This window comes from Allostigmatella hybrida (assembly GCF_020103775.1).
GTDB lineage: Bacteria > Myxococcota > Myxococcia > Myxococcales > Myxococcaceae > Hyalangium > Hyalangium aurantiaca.
The window spans coordinates 678,022-697,021 of sequence record NZ_JAHXBH010000001.1 but is presented as its reverse complement, the minus strand read 5'-3'; the positions used below and the strand labels follow the sequence as shown (position 1 = coordinate 697,021).

Below are 19,000 nucleotides of genomic sequence, written 5' to 3'. Positions count from 1 at the left end.
CTTAAGCGGCACGGTGCGCCAGCCGGGTGATGAGGTTGTCCAGCAGCTCGCGCATCCCGCCGCCTTCGGGCAGCGTCCGCAGGGCCCCGCGCGCCGCGCGCGAGGAGCGATCCACCATCCGCTCGCACGCGGCACGGCCACCCCACCGCTCCACCAGCTCCCGGGCCCGCGCCAGCGCCGCCTCGTCCTTCTCCCCGGCCGGCAGCGCCCACAACCGCTCCAGCTCCGCGCGCGCCTCGGCGTTGGCGCGCGCGTACGCGGCCAGCACCGGGAAGGTGCGCTTGCCCTGGCAGAAGTCACTGTCGCCGGCCTTGCCCGACATGCGCGCGTCCCCGAACAGGCCGAGCACATCGTCCCGGAGCTGGTAGGCCAGGCCCCCGTAGCGCCCCACCCGCTCCAGCCCCTGGCACAGCTCCTCCCCGGCCTCCGCCAGCATCGCCCCGCACACCAGCGGGGCGCAGAAGCCGTAGCGCGCCGTCTTCAGGTGGGCCACGCGCAGCGCCTGGAAGAGCCCCACGTCCGCCAGCGCCGCCCGCGACAGGTCCAGATCCAGGTACTGCCCGGCCGCGGTGTGCCGGCAGACCGCCAGGTAGTACTGGCAGGCCTTCGCGGCCCCCTTGAGGCCCGAGCCCAGCATGGCCTCCATGGAGCGGGCGAAGAGGTGGTCGCCCACCACCACCGCCAGGTCCTCGCCCGCCCGGCCGGGGGCCAGCAGGTGGTGCAGCGCCGCGCCCCCCCGGCGCAAGTCGGCCCGGTCGGCCACATCGTCATGAACGAGGAGGAAGGTATGCAGCAGCTCCAACCCGGCCGCGAACTGCCACAGCCCCGCGGGCACGCCCGTGGTGCCCCGCGCCAGGCTGTAGCCCGCCACCACCAACACAGGGCGCAAGCGCTTGGCCGGCCGCAAGGCGTAGTCGCGCGTGCGCGCCATGGCCTGCGTCCACCGCGGGTCCAACCCCGCCTCATCCGGCAGCTCGAACAGCTCGGCCAGCGACGCTTCGATCTTCCCTTGGACGAGCTGGAGCCAGGTCAGGTCTGGCCGCGCCAGCCCCTGAGCGGGCGCCACCACGGGAGCAGCCACCGACGGGAAAGGGTGAGCCATGGCGCCATCCTCCACCCCCTGTGTGGGAGCGTTTCGCCTCAGAGGTAATGTTTGCACACACGTCTTGTCAAGACTATGTTCAAGGTTTGTGGCACCTTTGTTCAAAGGAGCTCCCATGAAGACGTGGCTCACGACAGCGTTGGCGGTGACCCTGGTCACGGGAGGCGCGCGTGCCCAGCAGCCTTCCGGTGCAGTGGATGCGACGTTGAGACGCTCGGACGGGGAGCCCGTACGGCTGTCGCACTGGCGGGGAAAGCCCGTCATCCTGTTCTACGAGGACAAGGACTCGGTGCGCCTCAATGCCCCGCTCAAGGAGCGGCTCTTCGCGCTGGCAAGCGAGCGGGGGCTCCGGGAGGCGGCCTGGGTGGTGGCGGTGGCGAACCTGGAGAAGTTCAACTTCTTTCCCGCCCGGCAGATCGCCCTGTCCTACGTGAAGGATGAGGAGAAGAAGACCGGGGTGCCCATCCTGGTGGATCTCGAGGGCACCCTGGGCGCGGACCCCTGGAAGCTGCCCATGAAAACCTCCAACGTCCTGCTCTTGGATGCGGAGGGCACCGTCCTCTACCGGTACTCGGGCCGCATGGCGGACAAGGACATGGAGCTGTTCCTCGCGCTGCTGGCGCGGCTGGTCGGTGTGAACCTGGGAACGGAGGAGGCCCACCCATGAAGGTGGCCATCACCGGCGCCAACGGGTTTCTGGGCACCGCGCTTGTTCAAGGTTTGTTGGAACATGGGCACACCGTCCACGTTCTGGTGCGAAACGTTGAACAGAGCCTCGCCCGGCTGCCGCCGGGGGTGACGGGGGCCCCGTTCCACGCCGAGACCCCGCTGCCCCCCGAGGCCCTCGCGGGCGCGGAGGCGGTGGTCTACCTGGCGGGTGCCTCGCTGCTCCAGCGCTGGAACGAGGAGAGCAAGCAGCGCATCCGGAACAGCCGCACGCAGGGCACCCGCCACCTGGTGGAGGCCCTGCGCGCGGCGGGCACGGTGAAGCGCTTCGTGTGCGGCTCGGCGGTGGGCCACTACGGCACCGGCCTGTCCTCCGCGACGCTCACGGAGGACAGCCCCCCGGGCGACGACTTCCTGGCCCAGGTGTGCGTGGAGTGGGAGGCCCAGGCGCTGCGGGCGCGCGAGGCGGGCATCTCCACGGCGCTGGCACGGATCGGCATGGTGCTGCACCCGGAAGGGGGCGCCCTGCACGCCCTCCTGCCCCCCTTCCGCCTGGGCGCGGGGGGCCGGGTGGGCTCGGGCAAGCAGTACGTGAGCTGGGTGCACCGCGCGGATCAAGTGGCCGCGCTCCGGTTCCTGCTGGAGCACCCAGAGCTGGAGGGGCCCTACAACATCGCCGCGCCGGAGCCCGTCACCAACGCCGAGTTCGCCCACACACTGGCCCACGTGCTGGGGCGCCCCTCGGTGATGACCGTCCCTGCCTTCGTCCTGAAGGCGGCAGTGGGCGAGGGCGCCGTGCTCATGCTCCACGGCCAGCGGGTGCTGCCCCAGCGCCTCACCGAGGCGGGCTTCTCCTTCCGCCACCCCCGCCTGGAGGGGGCCCTGAAAGATCTACTCGCCTGAGCCGGGAGGCCCCCCTCTTGCGCCCCCCTTGTGTTGATGAGCCATCGTCCACCGGGGGGTGGCTTTGCCCGGGGCGTGCGGCCTCGCTACGGTGGACGCCGTCGAGGCCTCCGCATGCGCATCCCCCCTGGCACCCCAATGCTCCTCTCCCTGCGAATCGCGGTGCTGGCGTTGCTCGTCAGCACGGGAGGGACGGCGTGGGCGCTGGAGCCGGGCAAGTCGCTGGCGCAATTCCCCCACAACACCTGGCAGCGCTCGTCGGGGCTGCCGCAGAGCGCCATCCTGACCCTGGCGCAGACGCCGGATGGCTACCTGTGGGCGGGCACCTGGGAGGGGGTGGCGCGCTTCGACGGGGCGCGCTTCACGATCTTCGAGAGCCACACCACGCCCGCGCTCCAGGCCCGCTCCATCCGGGGCCTGGCCACCACCCAGGACGGCACGCTGTGGCTGAGCACCGAGGCGGGCCTCACGGGCATGCGCGGCGGCACCTTCTTCCCGGTGCACGCCCCCCCGGACGTGACGTTGAAGGACCTGCGCACCCTGCTGCCCACCCGGGACGGCGGCCTGTGGATCGCCACGCTCGGCTACGGGCTGCTGCGCTACAAGGACGGAACCTTCCAGGCATGGACCACCCGCACGGGCCTGCTGGACGATTATGTGGCGGCGCTCGCCGAGGCGCCGGACGGCTCTGTGTGGGTGGGCACCTCCCGGGGCCTGCAACGGTGGGATGGCCAGGCGCTCCAGCCCGGCCCCGCCTTCGTACCTCAGGACGCGGAGCCCTCGGTGCGCGCGCTCGCGGTGGACGCGGAGGGCCACCTCTGGGTGGGCACCGAGAGCGGAATGGTGTACCGGCAGCAGGAGGGGCACCTGCGGCGCGAGCCGCTGGCGAGCATCCCCGGCCACCCCATCTCGGCGCTGCTGGTGGACCGGGCCGGCAGCCTGTGGGTGGGGAGCACCGGCGGGGGGCTGCTGCGGCTGGCCCACGGCCACCGCTCGGTGATGGATGGCGCGCAGGGGCTGGAGGACGAGGCCATCGCCGCGCTGCTCGAGGACGCCGAGGGCAGCATCTGGATCGGCACCGAGGAGGCGGGGCTGCACCGGCTCAAGGATGCGCCGCTGACGCCCTACGGCCGCCCCGAGGGCCTGCCGCACGACGTGATTGCCTCCATCCACGAGGCGCGCGACGGGAGCCTGTGGTTCGCCAGCCTGGGCGGGGGCGTCACCCGCTGGTTCGCCGGCAAGATGACGACGTGGAACACGCACCACGGGCTCATCCATGACCGCGTCCGCTCCATCGCCGAGGATCAACACGGCGGCCTCTGGTTCAGCACCCAGCTGGGGCTCAGCCGCTGGCAGGACGGCGCGTTCACCACCACGCTGGGCCACGCCCACGGCCTGCCCCCGGGCCCGGTGCGCACCGTGCACGTGGACGCGGACAACATCCTGTGGGCGGGCACTCAGGGGGGGCTGGCCCGGTGGAATGGCGAGCGCTTCGAGCTGCACACCCGGAAGGACGGGCTGCCGGGGGACAAGATTACCCTGCTGAAGCCCCGCGGCGCGGGGGGCTTCTGGGTGGGCACCAGCGGCGGCGGGCTCGCCTTCTATTCCGGCGGGCACTTCACCTCCGTGGCCAGCGAGGGCTACCCGATGTTCAGCGAGCTGTCCTCGCTGTACGAGGAGGCCGATGGCACCCTGTGGCTCGGCACCGACGAGGGGCTCTTCCACGCGAAGGGCGGGCACTTCACCCGCTTCTCCCAGGCCGAGGGGCTCTTCAACGACCGCATCTTCCAGATCCTCCCGGATGGGCACGGCTACCTGTGGATGAGCTGCAACAAGGGCCTGTTCCGCGTCCGCCAGGCGGAGCTGGAGGCCGTGGCCGAGGGCCGCCGCACGCGCGTCACCTCCCGCGCCTACGGCGAGGAGGACGGCATGCGCGCCGCGGAGTGCAACGGCGTGGGCGGCCCGCCGGGCATCCGCGCCCGGGATGGGCGGCTGTGGTTCCCCACCGTGCGCGGCGCCGTCGTGTACACGCCCGTGCACGAGCGGACGCCCGCCCCGCTGGCGCCGATGCGCATCGAGGAGCTCCGGGTGGACCGGCAGCCGGTGCCCCCCGGCGCGGAGGCCATCCCCGTGGGCGAGGGGAACGTGGAGATTCAGTACACCACCCCCAGCCTCTACGCGTCCCAGCAGCTGCGCTTCCGCTACCAGCTCGAAGGGTTCGATCCGGACTGGGTGGAGGCCGGCTCGCGCAGCGTGGCCTACTACACGAACCTCCCGCCGGGCCGTTACCGCTTCCTCGTGGAGGCCCGGGAGCTGGACGAGGGCCGGGTGGCGCCCCTGGCGGAGCTGACGCTGCACCTCAAGCCGCGCTTCCACCAGACGCTGCTGTTCCGAGGGGCATGTGCCCTGGCCGCCCTGCTGCTGGTGGCGGGCGGCATGTGGCTGCGCCTGTGCCAGTCCCGGCAGCGCGAGCGGGAGCTGCAGGCCCACGTAGATCAGCGCACCGCGGAGCTGGCCACGCTCAACGCCGACCTGAGCAACCGGCTCCAGGAGCTCCAGTCCACGCGCGAGCGGCTCGTCCACGCCGAGAAGATGGCGGCCGTGGGAACGCTCGCCGCGGGCGTGGGCCATGAAATCAACAACCCCCTGGCCTTCATCATCTCCAACCTCCACTACGCGAGCACGGAGCTGAAGAGCGCGGCCCAGCAGGACGGCGAGCCGGAGCGCTGGGCGGAGGTGGAGCAGGCGCTCGCCGAGGCGCTGCTGGGCGCCGACCGCGTGCGGCGCATCGTCCAGGACCTGAAGACCTTCTCACGCGTGCAGCCCGAGCACCCCCAGCGGGTGGACCTGCACGCGGTGCTGGACCTGGCCCTGTCCTTCGCGGATGCGGAGGTGCGCCACCGGGCCCGCGTGGTGAAGCACCTCGGCCCGGTGCCCGCGGTGTTCGGGGACGAGACGCGGCTGGGGCAGGTGCTCCTCAACCTCATCATCAACGCCGCCCAGGCCATCCCCGAGGGCCACGCGGACCAGCACGAGATTCGCATCACCACGCGCCAGGATGCGCGGGGCCGGGCGGTGGTGGAGGTGAGCGACACCGGCACGGGCATCGCGCCCGAGGTGCTGCCGCGCATCTTCGACCCCTTCTTCACCACCAAACCGGTGGGGGTGGGCACCGGCCTGGGGCTGTCCATCTGCCATGGCTACGTCCAGGCGCTGGGCGGCGACATCCGGGTGCGCAGCACGCCGGGCAAGGGCACCACGTTCGAGGTGACGCTGCCCCCGGCGCCAGCGCCGAGCCAGGAGCCTCCGCCGCCCAGCGCCCCCTCGGGCCGCTTTCCGGCCTGGCGCAGCCGGCTGATGGTCGTCGATGACGAGCCACTGCTCGCCTCGGCCCTGGCCCGCACCCTGTCCTCCGAGCATGACATCGTGCCCTTCAGCTCCGCCCGCGACGCGCTCGACCGGCTGCGCCAGGGCGAGCACTACCACCTCATCCTCTGTGATCTGATGATGCCGGACATGACGGGCATGGAGCTGTACGAGACGCTGGGGCGCGAGGCGCCGGACGTGGCCGAGCGCATGGTGTTCATCACCGGCGGCGCCTTCACCGACGCGGCGCGCGCGTTCCTGGACTCCACTCGAAGGCCGTGCCTGGAAAAGCCCTTCGAGCCGGAGCTGCTGCGCACCCGCCTCCGGGCGCTGCTCTCGCAGCCCCCCTCCTCGCCCTCCGCCGCCGCCTGACGGCTCACCGGGCCTTCTGGCGCTCGCGGGCCTCCAGGCGGACGCCGTCGCCGTGGCGCTCCGCCGCTAACCCGCGACACGGGGGCGGGAGCCCGTCAGGATACGGGCCACCATGTCCGCCTCCCGGCTGCTTCCCCTCGTCTTCCTCTCCGTCCTGAGCCTGCTGACGGTGCTGGGCCACCTCTACCTCTACCGGCGGCTCGTCCGGGACACCTCTGCCAGCAAGCGGTGGCGGCGCGTGGCGGGCGGAATCGTGTGGGGACTGGGCGCGCTGATGCTGGGCTCGGCGGTGACGGCGCGGCTGCTGCCGCCCAGCGGCCTGCGTCCGCTCTTTTTCCTGGGTTGGGCGTGGATGGCCGCCGCGGCCTACCTGCTGCTGACCCTGTTGCTGCTGGGCGGGGGGCTCCTTCTGGCGCGCCTCGCCTCGCGAGGGCGTTCCAAGGCGCCGGCTCCGGAAGCAGCTTCTCCCCAGGCCGCGGCCTCCGAGGAGCGGCGCCAGTTCCTCGCGCGCTCGGCGGCGGGCGGAGCCCTGCTCGTCACCGGGGGCTTCGTGGGTTACGGCACGTGGCGCTCCTTCCATCGCCCCGTCGTCAACCAGATCGCCTTACGGCTGCCGGGCCTGCCCAAGGCGCTGGATGGATTCAGGCTGGTGCAGCTCACCGACATCCACGTGGGGCCGCTGATTCAGCGCCGCTTCATGGACGCGATGGTGGAGCAGTGCAACGCGCTCAAACCCGACGCGGTGTGCATCACGGGAGATCTGGTGGACGGCAGCGTGCAGGCCCTGGGCCCGTCGGTGGCCGCGCTCTCCAACATCCGCACCCGGTTTGGCCAGTACTTCGTCACCGGCAACCATGAGTACTACTCCGGGGACGAGGAGTGGGCCGAGGCGCTGGAGCGCATGGGCATCACCGTGCTGCGCAACCGGCACGTGTCCGTGGGAGAGCCGGGGGCGTCCTTCGACATAGTGGGGGTGGATGACTGGGCCGCGCAGCGCACGGGCTCTTCACGGAGGTACGACCTGGACCGGGCGCTGGAAGGCCGCGCCCCCGAGCGAGCCTCGGTGCTGCTCGCGCACCAGCCCGCCAACTGGCGCGTGGCGGCCCAGAAGGGCATCGGGTTGCAGCTCTCCGGCCACACGCACGGAGGCCAGTTCTTCCCCTTCACGCTGGCGGTGGCGGCGATCTGGGAACACGACGCGGGCCACTACGAGGAAAACGGCCGCCACCTCTACGTGAGCCGGGGCACGGGGTTCTGGGGCCCGCCGGTGCGCGTGGCCGCGCCGCCCGAGATCGTCCAGGTGACGCTCCTGGCGTCATGAACCGCGCTCCAGGTTTTCCAGCGCATCACCTTCTTGCTCTCCTCTGGTGTACAGGGTTCCTGCCGGGTTGCTCCCACTTTGGCTATTACAAGCAGCCAAAGCCTGTCTGGGCACCTCCTGAAGAAAGCGCCCAGATCCGGTTTCCTCCCTCACTGGAAAGAGGAACACGCCTCACAGGCTCCATGATGGCTGCATTGAAGGTGGCCATGGACGATTACAGACCCCCTGGCCTCATCCCTGAAAAACAGAAGACGCCCGAAGGGCAATGTCTTGCCCAGTGGAAGTACATCAACACCACGGTCCTCCAGGCTCGCGAGGATCTTTTCTTCGTTCTCTTTGCTCCCGACCTCTCTCAATGTGGTCCCGGATTCGTCGTTTTCGACGCGGGAGCAGAGTATGCCATTGATGGCCAAGGCCGCATTCTCGCCAAGCAGTAAACCTTGAGGAAAAGCCTGGGGTTGGGCTCGTTGTTGAAGGCACAGAGGCTACGCTACGCTCCTGGGCTTTCCAGAATCCGTCTGACCGCTGCCACGGGAGCAACGATGACGATTTTCAAGAAGACGAATGGCTCCAGCCCTTCTCAGCCCACGTCCCAGACGTCACGGACGCAAGGGACTCCCGGAACGTCCCAGCCCGGAACGTCTGCCCCCTCTTCGCAGACCCAGGTGCCCACGCCCTCGTCCTCCACCCCGTCCCAGAAGGACGCCTTCGGCAAGAAGACCGGTGTCACCGAGAGCACGCCGCTCCTGGGCGCCCCTTCCACGAATCCCAAGGACACCCAGCGGGCCCACGAGCAGCTCCAGAGCAACCCCCGGAAGCCCATCTACGCCCCGGCGAAGGAGACGAGCCAGCACCGCGAGAACAAGTTCTACAAGGACGGCTCCGAGAACGAGAACATCCACACCGTCATCTACAAGTCGGCCACCCCGGCCGACTCCATCGGGTGGTCTCAGCGCGAGTTCTTCGAGAAGCTGGGCGACCACCGCCACCCGGTGGGCTCGCCCGAGCGCAACGCCGAGCAGGAGTACCTGCTGGCCAACATGCCCAAGGGCGCCCTGCACGAGGCCGCCCAGATCGCCAACAAGACCGGAGTCGGCATCGCCGTGCGCGGCACCGGGCTCCTGGCCCACATGGGCATCGAGTCCGGCAGCCCCACCAAGGCCCAGGAGTTCAAGAACAAGACCTCCAAGGAAACGGACCTCTGGCTGTGTGACGCGATGACCTTCGGCGACGTGGGCGCGGTGGTGCATTACGACCCGCGCACGACCGGCACCGCGAAGGACGCCTCGCTCCCGCCCATCCCCGGCCGCGAGCCCAAGCAGGAGTGGCAGCAGTTCGTGGACACCGCCTGGAGCGCCAAGCGCGCGCACATCGAGCAGAACCGCATCCCCCAGCTCGAAGGCCTCACCAGCAAGGGCAAGGTCTCTGCTCCCAGCGACGAGAAGCAGTGGGCGCAGCTCAAGGGCCAGTTCGAGTCCCGCCTCGCCGAATTCCGTGACGAGGACTCGCACTACCGCGAGGGCGGCCCCTACGCGAAGCACGTGAGCCTCCAGGGCCCCTTCATCCACCTCAAGGAGCGGCCCGGTGAGCACATGTATGGCGATCACGATCTCTTCGCCTTCACCACCGGAGGGTTCGGCAAGCTGACGCTCGACAACACCCCGCAGCTGCGGGACGTCCAGAAGGCGCTCCAGGAGGCGGACACGTTCCAGGCCCAGCACGGCGGCATCTGGAACTGGCAGCCCCAGGAGAAGTCCCACGAGGCCATCAAGGCGAAGATCATGGGCGCGCACTCGCCCCCGTCGGGGGAGCCGCTGGTCTACATCCAGCCTGGAGGGGCCGTGTCCGCGGCCTTCTACATCCCCGCGGACCCCAGCACCCAGACGGAAGAGAAGCTGGTCTCCGCCTGGGACGCCCCCAACGCCACGAAGTGGCTGGAGTCGACCCACAGCGGCGCGGAGCTGCTCAAGAAGCAGAGCACCACGTCATAGCCACTGCCCCCGGAGGGGCGTCTCCCGCCCCCCTCCCGTCACGGGGACCTCATTCGCTCGGCTCCTCGGTGTTGATCAGCTCCGGAGGCTTCGCGAGCGGCAGCGTGCGCACCTGGGGCTTCTCGATACGCTTGCCGCGCTGGTAGGCGGGGAGCTTCTGGGGTTGCCCCGACTGCAAGGCCCGCTCGACGGCGGCCACGACCCGGACATCCAGCCAGCCCTCCTCACCGTCCGCCTCCGGCTCGCGATCCTGGAGCACGCACTCGGAGAAGTAATCCGTCTCGCCCGCGAACTGATCCACTGCGGCATGCCGGCGCTCCTCGAACTTCCCGTCGATCTGCGCACGGTAGGTGATGCAGGCCTCGGGGCCGTACATGTACGCGGGCGAGACCTCCACTGTCCCCTTGTCCCCGATGAGCTCGTAGCGCTGCACCGTGCTGCCGCTGTAGTCGACGACAAACTGCGCCATCCGGTCCTCGGGGAACCGCAGCACCACGGACACCACGTCATCGAAGTTCAGGCTGCGGCCGGGGGTCCGGAAGCCCGTGGCGCGGACCTCGATGGGCTCGGTGCCGAACAGGTTGCGCGCGGCGTTGATGGGATAGGGGCCCATGTCCGGCACGGGGCCTGCCCAGTAGCCGCTCTTCGCCCGGTGGTTGGACTGCTTCACCATTTGACTGAACGCCGAGTTGAAGGCGTGGACCCGGCCGAAGTGCCCTGCCCTCACGCGCTCGATGAGCTCCACCGTGCCCGGCTCGAAGTGCAGCCGGTAGGCGATCATCAGCCTGGCCCCCGACTCCTTGGCCGCCGACCGCATCGCCCAGCAATCCTCCTCGCTCGCCGCCATGGGCTTCTCCAGCAGCACATGGATGCCCGCCTTGAGCGCCTGCACCACATAGGGCGTGTGGTTGAAGTTGGGGGTGGCCACGTAGACGGCATCGACTTCGCCCGATGACAAGAGGCGCGCGTAGTCGTCATAGGGGTAGCTCTTCAAACCATACAGCTTGGCCAGCTTGTCTGCCTTGACGGGGTCTCCCGTCACGAGCGCCGTCATCTGCGAATTGCGCGTCTGGCCCACCCCCGGCATGAACGCCATCTGCGAGATGGAGCCGCCGCCCACCACGCCGTACCGGACCTTGGGACCCTTCACCTTGTGCGCCATGCGTTTCTCCCGGGAAAGCCGTTGAGAAAACGCTACGCACGACAGCTCCCCGGGGCGGCCCCCGCGCTTCGGCTGCCCAGTCCGGAAGGAAGCAGCCAGGGAACGGCTTGTCGAGAAGGCGGTTGGGCAGGCCCCACCCGGAGGGGGCCTGCCCTGAACCGAGGGCTACTCCTCGTGATCGTGCGCGGCCTCTTCCACCAGCAAGGTGAAGGAGGCGTTCGCGGGCAGCAGCGCCTGGAACTCGAGGCGGTAGACCTTGCCCGCCTCCAGATCCGCCTTCAACAACCGGCGGAGGCTGCCGCATGCCGGCTCGCTGATGAGGTACGAGCACTCCTGCGCGATGAGCGTGTTGCCGTCGTAGATCTTCAGCCCCCGGAGACGGGACAGGAGGAACGCGTACTCGGTGGACTCCATGGGACGGAACGTCACGGAGCCCGAGTAACCGAAGGACGTGCCCTGCGGCAGCGTGATGTTGAAGGCGGTGTGGGGCGCGTTGACGTTGGGGAGGGTGGTGCTGCCAGGTGCCGCCGCGCTGACGGAGACAAACGGGCCGTACTCGGCATGGTAGCACGCGTGCTCGATGAGCTCGCCCACCTCCTCGGCCTCACACGTGTGCAGGCCCCACAGCAGCTCCTGCTCCTGCGTCTGAGCAACGGACATCTGCTCGACGGTCTCCTCGGACATCTCTTCGGTCTGCCCGCAGCCCATGAGCAACGACAGGCTGGAGGCAAGAAGGACCTTCTGGAACAACGGCGTCATCTTCACGGGGGCTCCTGGGTGAGGGACTGAGGATGTGGCGCATGGGAAGCCCCGCCGGCCGCTCACGGCGGCTCCAGGCGCTGCTCCTCCGCGCACCACGCCTTCACACATGCCACAAACATACAAACGCAATCAAGTTGCATCTGTTTGCCGGGTGCGAATGGGCGTTGGGGCGCCCTCCCGGGAGGCCTGGGGCCCTCCCTGGCCTCCGTAAACCCGCGAGTTCTCACCGCAAAAGCACTATGGTGCCGTCAGCATGACGACGACGCACCCCACCGCGGTTTCCCGTTTCCTCAAGAGCCACCTTCGCCGGGATTCCCAAGCCCGGGAGACGTCCGTGGCGGGCTACATGGCGGGGCTGGCCGCGGCCTGCCTCGTGGCGGTGGGGGCCCTGGGGCCCTACATCGGCTGGGGGCTGACGCGGGCGCTGCTGGGGCTCGTGGCCCTGCTGTGCGTCTATTACACGGTGCTGTGGCGGGCCCTGGGCGCGGGGTGGTTCCACCCCGTCATCCACTGGCTCAACGTGGCCATCGAGGTCAGCATCCCCTCGGTGGTGCTGGCCTTCGACTTGCGCTTCCAGGGGCCCATCTACGCGCTCACCGCCCCCACGCTCGTCATCTGGGGCACGCTGGTGGTGCTGGCGGCGCTGCGCACCCAGCCCATGCTGGCGCTGATGGCCGGCGGGCTCGCGGCCGGTGAGTACCTGCTGCTCTACTTCTTCTTCGTGCGCCCTCTGCTGCCCGAGGAGCCGCTGCTCACCCTCACCCCGCCCTTCATCATCATGCGCGCGGTGTTCCTGCTCAGCTCCGGCGTGGCCACCGCCATCCTCGCCCGGCACTTCGTGCGCAAGACGGGCCAGGCGCTCGCGGCCCTGCGCGAGCAGGAAGTCATGGGCAAGTACCTGCTGCACGAGCGCATCGGCACCGGCGGCATGGCGGAGGTGTACCGCGCCACCTACTGCCCCGAGGGCGGCTTCGAGAAGCAGGTGGCCCTCAAGCGCATCCTCCCCCACTTCGCGGATGACGCGGGCTTCGTCACCCTCTTCCGCCGGGAGGCGGAGCTGTGCTCCACCCTGCACCACCCCAACATCGTCCAGGTGTTCGACCTGGGGCGGCATGCCAACTCGTACTTCCTGGCCATGGAGTACGTGGATGGCCTGCCCCTGAGCACGCTGCTGCGGGTGATGGGCGGGCGCCGGCTGCCCCTGTCCGCGGTCACCTTCCTCGGGGCGGAGCTGGCCTCGGCGCTGGACTACCTGCACCGGCGCACCAACCGCACCGGCGAGCCCCTGCACCTCGTGCACCGGGACCTGAACCCGCCCAACGTGCTGCTCTCGCGCCTGGGCGAGGTGAAGCTGTCGGACTTCGGCATCGCCCGGGATGCCGCGCGCGCGCAGCTCACCGTGGTGGGCACCGTGCGGGGCAAGCTGGGCTACATGGCCCCGGAGCAGGTGCGGGCCGAGCCGATGGATGGGCGCGCGGACCTGTTCGCCCTGGGGCTCACCCTCCACGAGGCCATCACTGGCCAGCGCCTGCTCGTGGGCGAGGGCGAGGCCGCCCTGATGTTCGCCGTCATGGAGCAGGAGCTGAAGCCGCCCTCCCACTTCCGCCCCGGCGTCTCCCCCGCGCTGGACGCGGTGGTGATGCGGCTGCTGGAGCGCAACCTGGGCCGGCGCACCCCCCACAGCGGGGAGCTGCGCCAGCAGTTGCTCCAGCTCACGGGAGAGGAGGCCCCCTATCCCCACGGCCAGGCGGCGCTGTCGCTGGCCATACAGGAGGCCCTGCTCCAGCTGCACCGGGGCAGCGAGGCGCTCTCCCCCGCCCAGCCGTCCACCGAGATCGACCAGCGGTTCCAGGCACACCCAGGGTAAACCGGCCCCCATGGACACGCGCATGAACATGGACGTTGCCATCGTCACCTACGCGGGCCTGCCGGAGCTCGACCTCCACGATGCCCTGCTCATCCCCGCGCTGGCCTCGCTGGGGCTGAAGGCCCGCCCCTGTGTCTGGGATGATCCCCGGATCGACTGGAGCGTGCCCCAGGTGGCGGTGGTGCGCACCGCCTGGGACACCCACCTGCGGCGGGAGGCCTTCGTGGACTGGGCCCGCCGCACGGGCGAGCGCACCCAGCTCCACAACCCGCCCGAGGTGCTGCGCTGGAACACCCACAAGTCCTACCTGCGCACGCTGGAGGCCCAGGGCATCGCCTTCACCCCCACCGTCTGGGTTCCCCAGGGGGGCTCGCTGGACGTGGGCGCGCTGATGCGCGAGCGGGGGTGGAGCGAGGTGGTGCTCAAGCCGGTGGTGTCCGCCGGCGCGCTGAAGACGTATCGCTTCACGGCCGCGGAGGCGGATCAGGCCCAGGCGCACCTGGACCCGCTCGCCGCCGGGGACGAGGTGATGGTGCAGCCCTACCTCTCCACCTTCGGCACGGACGGGGAGCGCTCCTACATCTTCTTCGATGGCGCCTTCAGCCACGCCGTGCGCCGGCCTCCTGGCCTGGAGAACACCCCACGCGCTTTTGAAGAGCCCCACCGGATCGACCCGCGGCCGGAGGAGCTGCGGCTCGCCCAGGATGTCCTGGACGCCGTGGGGCAGCCGCTGCTCTACGCCCGCGTGGACATCGCCACCGACAACGCGGGGCGTGCTTGCCTGCAAGAGCTGGAAGCGACCGAGCCCCGGCTCTTCCTCGGGCTCGACGCCCAGGCGCCGCTCCGCCTGGCCCAGGCCGTGGCCCGGAAGCTGTAGCCACGAGTGCGGTCCGGTGGACGTTGGGGCCCGCGTTCCGCCGAGTCGTGGACACCTGGATCACAGGAGTCATGCGCCCGGGCCCCCATCGGTGTTTAATTCCGTCTCCCATGGCGCGCTCACTCCTGCTCTCGCTCCTCGTCCGTCAACGCATGGCCCTTCAAGGGCGGTTTCAAGCCCGCTACCCCCACCCGTGGCTGATCTGGGAGGCGGGCGCCTGGAATGTGCCGGAGACGGACATGCAGAACGTCGCGGCCACCCGGCTGCCCGTGTCGGATCTCCGGGACTGCCTGCCCCCGGGAGACGCCCTCTGCTTCGAGCTGGTGCCCCCCACCTCCGCCCAGGCCGTGCTGAGGGTGGGCCGCGCCACGCACAACGAGTTCGTCATCAACGACGCCACCGTGTCGCGCGAGCACATCCTCCTGTCCGTGGACGCGCAGGGGCAGTGGCGCGTGGAGGCGCACCCCAAGGCGGGCTCGGTGAAGCTCGGCGGGGTGCCGCTGCAGCCCGGCCAGCCGCACCTGTTGAAGCCGGAGGTGCCCCTGGAGCTGGGGGATGCGCGGCTCACCTTCCAGGGGCCGGAGGAATTCTCCGCGCGCCTGGGCCGCATCGCCGCCCGCCTGACCGAGCAGATGGGCCAGGCCCGCGTGGTGTGAGCGCACCGGCCGCACGCGCGGCCCGGGCGCCCCGGGCTCAGCGGGAGGAGACGGTGCCCAGCGACGTGGGCCGGGGATCCGGCGCCGTCACCGCGTAGACGACCCCGCCCGTCAGCAGCAAGGCCGCCCCCGCCCCCGCCCAGACCCACCACTTGTGGGTGAGGGGCTCGCGCACCTCTTTGCCCGCCGCGCCCTTGCCCAGGGCCGCCGGCGCCACCGCGGGCTTGCTGGCGTTGGCCACGGCCTGGCGCTCGGCCTCCTTGAGCGTGACTTCCTGTTTGGGCGCCGCGCGCGCGTTGGACTCCCGCGCCGCCACGGCCTTGGGGCGATCCGTCTTCGGCTTCGCGGCGGTCTTCTCCCGCTCGGTGCGGCGCTGGGCCTCCGCCTGCGCCTGCGCGCGGGAGTCCATCTCCGTGATGAGGTCCTTCACCAGGGGCGCGTTGGGCGGCTCCTTCGGCGAGAGCGCCAGGTAGCGCCGGTAGAAGGTGGCCGCGCGCTCGTAGCTGCCGAGCTGGCGGTGGCACTGGGCCACGTTGAAGAGGAAGGCCGGCAGGGGCACCAGGTTGTAGGCCGCGTCGAACGAGGACAGGGCCTGACGGAAGTTCCCCTGCTCATAGAAGGCGTTGCCCTCGGCGAACTTCGCCCGGGCCGCGGTCTTCGCCTCTTCCGTGGGGGCCGCGGCGCTCGCGGCCAGCGGAAGAACCAGCCCCAGCATCCACAGGAGGCCGAGGAGCCGGCCCTGCCGCTCACATCGCGAACGGATCGATGAGTTCATCGCGCTTGATGTCCTTCCGGGGCGCGGCCTTCGGCGGCGCGGCCGGGACCTTCACCAGGGGCACCTCGAGGAGGGCGTTGGCGTCCAGGCGCACTTCACGCTCCTGGGAGACGTGACCCGCCAGCTCCACCCGCAGCCCGAGGGGCTCGTTTGATCTCGGCAACTGCTTCACCAGGGGCGTCACCCCGAGCGCCTCGCCCGTGTCCGCGCGCACCACGCGCGCCCCTGCGGGCACCGTGCGCACATCGAGGGTGACCGGGGCCAGGACGGGCGCGGGCGCGGGCGCGGCCACGGGCGCTTCCGCCACCGCCACGTCCGAACGCCACATCCGCTCCACGCCCCGCCAGGTGAGCCCGCCCGCCAGCATCGCCAGCGCCATGCCGCCGATGAGCACCGGCGCCCGGCCCTGCAGCAGGGAGCTCCTCACCGCCTTCATGCGGCGCGTGGGGATGGCGTCCTCTTCGTCCTCCAGCGCCACGTCCGAGCGCTTCACCCCGCCCAGCAGGAGCAGCGCCGTCGTCACCTCGGAGAGCTGCTGGGGCCGGGCCTCGGGCTCCTTGGCGAGGCAGCGCAGCACCAGCTGCGCCAGCGCGGCCGGCATGGGCTCGCCGGAGGCCAGCTTCGCCGGCAGGGCCGGCGGCGGCTGGGTGATGATCTGCACCACGAGCTGCCCGAAGGCGGGCGCCTGGAACGGCGGGCGGCCCGCGAGCAGCTCATAGAGCAGGTTGCCCACGGCATAGATGTCCGCGCGGTGATCCACCGGCAGCCCCGCGGCCTGCTCGGGCGCCATGTACGTGGGCGTGCCGATGATGGTGCCGTCCAGCGTGCCGTTGGTGCCCTCGGAGGTGAGAATCTTGGCCACCCCGAAGTCGAGCACCTTGACGAAGTCCACCATGCCGCTGCGGTGGGCCAGGAAGAGGTTGTCGGGCTTGACGTCCCGGTGCACCACGCCGAGCGCGTGCGCCGCGCCGAGCGCCGCGCACACCTGCACGCCGATGCGCTGGATGCGCTCGAGCGTCAGCCGGTCCTCCTTGAGCACCTCGGCGAGGCTCTGCCCGCGCAGCAGCTCCATCACGCAGTAGACGCGCCCCTTCTCCGGCTCCTCCACGAAGTCGAAGATCTCGACGATGTGCTCGTGGTTGATCTGGTTGACGGAGCGCGCCTCCTGGAAGAAGCGCCGGACGAAGCCACTGTCCCGGGCATGCTCCGGGCGGAGCACCTTGAGCGCCACCTGCCGGCCCAGCCGCACGTGGCGCGCCTGGAACACCCGGCCCATGGAGCCTTCGCCCAGGAGCCGTTCGAGCTGGTAGTTGCCCAGGACATCCCCTTCCTGGATCTCACTACCGCTCCTGCCTGTGTCGTTGGCGGAGGACATGCTGGACAGCACGGTCTGTGCGATGAGGTCTTCACCAGCCATGGGAGAGAAACCTTTCCATTGGAGGGAGCCCTAGCAACCCATCTGCGCCCTTCACGTTCTCTCAAAGAGCGATCCGCGTGGATAGGCCGTCCACCTCCGGACACTCTTCCTGCTCTACAAGGCAATCCCACCTGGGACTACCTGGAGGCCCGGCCAGCGGGAGCGGATCACCCGCCCCCGCTTCCGCCGCCGGCCTTCTGCGCCGTGGGTACAGTCCTATTGAGCAACAACGACTCGTGTTGCCTCGGACACGGACCCGCGCGGGAACCGTTCAGCAGCCCTCACCGTTCGGGCCGCTCTCGTCCACCTTGCCATCGCAGTTGTCGTCGATGCCGTTGCCGCACACTTCCGGCTCGGGCAGGCAGCAGTACTGCAGGGTGCCCAGCGTGGCGCACACGTAGCCATCGCCGCCGCAGTCCCCATCGGCGGTGCAGGCGTAGGGCTTGTCGTCCGGGAAATCGACACTGCAGCCGGAGGACAGTCCGACGAGGGCGGCGCACAGCGACAGCTTCAGGAAAGAAACGGAATTCATGGTCAGAAGCTCCCACCGAAGACGACGTGAAGGCCGGTGGAGGAGGCCGGCGCGGTGTCAGTCCCCGGCGCCACCGGGGGCGGCGCGCTCTTCGTGGGGACCACCACCAGCCACACCACGCTGCCGGCCGTGACCGCGGCACCTCCCACCATCAGCGCCGTGGCCAGGTTCGCCTGGCTCTGCGCGTCGATGCGCTCGCCGCGGGAGATATCGATGACACCATTGTTGTCGGCGTCCACGGCGCGGTCGCCCACCTTCTTGGCATCGCTGCCCAGGAAGGCGCCCACGCCCACCGCCACCAGCCCCGCCACCGCGGTGTAGAGCGCGGGCCGCTTGAAGATGGAGGGGCCCGACGGGCCGCTCTTCTTCTTGCGCGAGGAGGCCACCTCGTCCCCCGGCCCCTCGGGCGCGGGGCCCGAGGACTCCAGGTACACGTCCACCGAGGAGGTCTCCCCGGGCTTGAGGCTCAGCTTCTTCGTATAGGTGGAGTACTCCTCCGCCTCGACCGTGAGCGTGGACTCCACGGGCGGCACGCGCGCCTCGAGGCTGCCCACCCCCAGCGTCTTCTCGCCCAGGCGCACCACCGCCTGGGACACGTTGACGTTCACCTTGAGCACCGAGCGGGGCTTGGCCAGGGACTTGAGCCGGTCGGCCAGCAGCCGCGCGCCGCCCTGCTGGAACTTCGCGTCCTTCGGGTTGCGGCCCGTCAGCGAGTCGGTCTCCACCACGCCGCGGTCGTGGTCATACGTCCACAGCCGGAACGTCCACCCGTCGTCCTCCAGCGCCAGCCGCGCGGTGACGAGCAGGTTCGCATCCAGCGTCTCCGAGGGCTCGGCCAGGCACGAGGCCGAGGTGCACTTGAGCGCCGTCTCGTAGCCGTCCGACAGCCGCTCCTTGGTCTCCTTGAGGGAGGCGCCCAGCGCCACCCCTCCTACACCGCGCACAGCGCCGTACAGGCCGCGGAGCCAGCGGCCCGCGACGGCGGCACCGGCGCGCTCGGGGGTGTCCAGGCCCAGGATGACGGCGCGCGGCAACAGCTCCGCGCCTGCCGTATCGGCCGAGAGGTCCATGCCGACGGCGCCGGGATCTCCCGTGTCCTCGCTGTCGGAATCGGTGGGAGGGGGCTCGGAGCCGGACAGATCCAGCCCCATACCCTGGGCCTGGGCGGCGGAAGCCAGCGCCAGCATCAGCAAGAGGGCGAAGCCAACGGCGGAAGTACGCATATCCCCTT

General features: G+C 70.4%; 16 protein-coding genes. 9 read left to right on the top strand and 7 right to left on the bottom strand.

Going from position 1 to position 19,000, the window contains the following annotated elements; translation table 11 throughout:
* Window position 1 precedes the first annotated feature (1 nt).
* On the bottom strand, window positions 2-1,102 hold the full coding sequence (locus tag KY661_RS02725; protein WP_225408690.1) for a polyprenyl synthetase family protein: 1,101 nt from the start codon (window positions 1,100-1,102) through the stop codon (window positions 2-4).
* 115 nt (window positions 1,103-1,217) lie between these two features.
* Between KY661_RS02725 and KY661_RS02720 the strand changes: the two genes are divergently transcribed.
* The 6 genes from KY661_RS02720 to KY661_RS02695 all read left to right on the top strand — a co-directional run bounded on the left by KY661_RS02720 (window position 1,218) and on the right by KY661_RS02695 (window position 9,721).
* Window positions 1,218-1,769: a peroxiredoxin family protein gene (locus tag KY661_RS02720; protein WP_075010212.1), complete on the top strand. Its 552-nt coding sequence runs from the start codon at window positions 1,218-1,220 to the stop codon at window positions 1,767-1,769.
* Window positions 1,766-2,671: a TIGR01777 family oxidoreductase gene (locus KY661_RS02715; RefSeq protein WP_225408689.1), complete on the top strand. Its 906-nt coding sequence runs from the start codon at window positions 1,766-1,768 to the stop codon at window positions 2,669-2,671. The genes KY661_RS02720 and KY661_RS02715 overlap by 4 nt, the downstream gene beginning before the upstream one ends.
* Window positions 2,672-2,785: 114 nt before the next feature.
* Complete coding sequence (locus KY661_RS02710) at window positions 2,786-6,409, top strand: two-component regulator propeller domain-containing protein (RefSeq protein ID WP_225408688.1); 3,624 nt, start codon at window positions 2,786-2,788, stop codon at window positions 6,407-6,409.
* Between the two features lie 112 nt (window positions 6,410-6,521).
* Complete coding sequence (locus tag KY661_RS02705; protein ID WP_225408687.1) at window positions 6,522-7,730, top strand: metallophosphoesterase; 1,209 nt, start codon at window positions 6,522-6,524, stop codon at window positions 7,728-7,730.
* Complete coding sequence (locus tag KY661_RS02700) at window positions 7,727-8,167, top strand: hypothetical protein (RefSeq protein ID WP_225408686.1); 441 nt, start codon at window positions 7,727-7,729, stop codon at window positions 8,165-8,167. Before KY661_RS02705 ends, KY661_RS02700 begins: the two co-directional genes overlap by 4 nt.
* A gap of 105 nt (window positions 8,168-8,272) precedes the next feature.
* Window positions 8,273-9,721, top strand: a complete 1,449-nt coding sequence (locus tag KY661_RS02695; RefSeq protein WP_225408685.1) for a hypothetical protein — start codon at window positions 8,273-8,275, stop codon at window positions 9,719-9,721.
* A 49-nt stretch (window positions 9,722-9,770) separates the two neighbouring features.
* On the opposite strand, the gene KY661_RS02690 is transcribed toward KY661_RS02695, so the two are convergent.
* Together KY661_RS02690 and KY661_RS02685 are read right to left on the bottom strand one after the other, a co-directional pair.
* Window positions 9,771-10,883 carry a Gfo/Idh/MocA family protein gene (locus KY661_RS02690; protein WP_225408684.1) on the bottom strand — a complete coding sequence of 371 codons (1,113 nt, stop codon included), beginning with the start codon at window positions 10,881-10,883 and terminating at the stop codon, window positions 9,771-9,773.
* Between the two features lie 165 nt (window positions 10,884-11,048).
* Window positions 11,049-11,642, bottom strand: coding sequence for a hypothetical protein (locus tag KY661_RS02685; RefSeq protein ID WP_225409175.1), 594 nt, complete (start codon window positions 11,640-11,642; stop codon window positions 11,049-11,051).
* A gap of 256 nt (window positions 11,643-11,898) precedes the next feature.
* Here KY661_RS02685 and KY661_RS02680 point away from each other — a divergent pair, with 256 nt between their 5' ends.
* The 3 genes from KY661_RS02680 (at window position 11,899) to KY661_RS02670 (ending at window position 15,045) form a co-directional block, all read left to right on the top strand.
* A complete protein-coding gene (locus tag KY661_RS02680; protein WP_225408683.1) occupies window positions 11,899-13,512 on the top strand; it encodes a serine/threonine-protein kinase in 1,614 nt (537 codons plus the stop codon).
* 22 nt (window positions 13,513-13,534) lie between these two features.
* Complete coding sequence (locus KY661_RS02675; protein ID WP_317987204.1) at window positions 13,535-14,389, top strand: ATP-grasp domain-containing protein; 855 nt, start codon at window positions 13,535-13,537, stop codon at window positions 14,387-14,389.
* 110 nt (window positions 14,390-14,499) lie between these two features.
* Window positions 14,500-15,045, top strand: a complete 546-nt coding sequence (locus tag KY661_RS02670) for an FHA domain-containing protein (RefSeq protein ID WP_225408682.1) — start codon at window positions 14,500-14,502, stop codon at window positions 15,043-15,045.
* 37 nt (window positions 15,046-15,082) lie between these two features.
* Here the strand turns inward: KY661_RS02670 and KY661_RS02665 are convergent, their stop codons facing one another.
* The 4 genes from KY661_RS02665 to KY661_RS02650 all read right to left on the bottom strand — a co-directional run bounded on the left by KY661_RS02665 (window position 15,083) and on the right by KY661_RS02650 (window position 18,992).
* The gene (locus KY661_RS02665; RefSeq protein ID WP_225408681.1) at window positions 15,083-15,820 is read right to left on the bottom strand and encodes a tetratricopeptide repeat protein; all 738 of its coding nucleotides are present in this window, start codon (window positions 15,818-15,820) and stop codon (window positions 15,083-15,085) included.
* Entirely contained in the window at window positions 15,792-17,237 is a 1,446-nt protein-coding gene (locus KY661_RS02660; protein ID WP_225408680.1) for a serine/threonine-protein kinase, read from the bottom strand. The genes KY661_RS02665 and KY661_RS02660 overlap by 29 nt, the downstream gene beginning before the upstream one ends.
* A gap of 271 nt (window positions 17,238-17,508) precedes the next feature.
* Window positions 17,509-17,769 (bottom strand): hypothetical protein, encoded by a 261-nt coding sequence (locus tag KY661_RS02655; protein WP_075010224.1) that lies wholly within the window; start codon window positions 17,767-17,769, stop codon window positions 17,509-17,511.
* 2 nt (window positions 17,770-17,771) lie between these two features.
* Window positions 17,772-18,992: a PEGA domain-containing protein gene (locus tag KY661_RS02650; protein WP_225408679.1), complete on the bottom strand. Its 1,221-nt coding sequence runs from the start codon at window positions 18,990-18,992 to the stop codon at window positions 17,772-17,774.
* Between the last annotated feature and the right edge of the window lie 8 nt (window positions 18,993-19,000).

What these genes read in the sequence shown, in the direction of transcription:
- KY661_RS02725 (WP_225408690.1), bottom strand. Translation starts at nt 1,102, where the DNA reads ATGGCTCACCCTTTCCCGTCGGTGGCTGCTCCCGTGGTGGCGCCCGCT.
- KY661_RS02720 (WP_075010212.1), top strand. Translation starts at nt 1,218, where the DNA reads ATGAAGACGTGGCTCACGACAGCGTTGGCGGTGACCCTGGTCACGGGA.
- KY661_RS02715 (WP_225408689.1), top strand. Translation starts at nt 1,766, where the DNA reads ATGAAGGTGGCCATCACCGGCGCCAACGGGTTTCTGGGCACCGCGCTT.
- KY661_RS02710 (WP_225408688.1), top strand. Translation starts at nt 2,786, where the DNA reads ATGCGCATCCCCCCTGGCACCCCAATGCTCCTCTCCCTGCGAATCGCG.
- KY661_RS02705 (WP_225408687.1), top strand. Translation starts at nt 6,522, where the DNA reads ATGTCCGCCTCCCGGCTGCTTCCCCTCGTCTTCCTCTCCGTCCTGAGC.
- KY661_RS02700 (WP_225408686.1), top strand. Translation starts at nt 7,727, where the DNA reads ATGAACCGCGCTCCAGGTTTTCCAGCGCATCACCTTCTTGCTCTCCTC.
- KY661_RS02695 (WP_225408685.1), top strand. Translation starts at nt 8,273, where the DNA reads ATGACGATTTTCAAGAAGACGAATGGCTCCAGCCCTTCTCAGCCCACG.
- KY661_RS02690 (WP_225408684.1), bottom strand. Translation starts at nt 10,883, where the DNA reads ATGGCGCACAAGGTGAAGGGTCCCAAGGTCCGGTACGGCGTGGTGGGC.
- KY661_RS02685 (WP_225409175.1), bottom strand. Translation starts at nt 11,642, where the DNA reads ATGACGCCGTTGTTCCAGAAGGTCCTTCTTGCCTCCAGCCTGTCGTTG.
- KY661_RS02680 (WP_225408683.1), top strand. Translation starts at nt 11,899, where the DNA reads ATGACGACGACGCACCCCACCGCGGTTTCCCGTTTCCTCAAGAGCCAC.
- KY661_RS02675 (WP_317987204.1), top strand. Translation starts at nt 13,535, where the DNA reads ATGAACATGGACGTTGCCATCGTCACCTACGCGGGCCTGCCGGAGCTC.
- KY661_RS02670 (WP_225408682.1), top strand. Translation starts at nt 14,500, where the DNA reads ATGGCGCGCTCACTCCTGCTCTCGCTCCTCGTCCGTCAACGCATGGCC.
- KY661_RS02665 (WP_225408681.1), bottom strand. Translation starts at nt 15,820, where the DNA reads ATGAACTCATCGATCCGTTCGCGATGTGAGCGGCAGGGCCGGCTCCTC.
- KY661_RS02660 (WP_225408680.1), bottom strand. Translation starts at nt 17,237, where the DNA reads ATGGCTGGTGAAGACCTCATCGCACAGACCGTGCTGTCCAGCATGTCC.
- KY661_RS02655 (WP_075010224.1), bottom strand. Translation starts at nt 17,769, where the DNA reads ATGAATTCCGTTTCTTTCCTGAAGCTGTCGCTGTGCGCCGCCCTCGTC.
- KY661_RS02650 (WP_225408679.1), bottom strand. Translation starts at nt 18,992, where the DNA reads ATGCGTACTTCCGCCGTTGGCTTCGCCCTCTTGCTGATGCTGGCGCTG.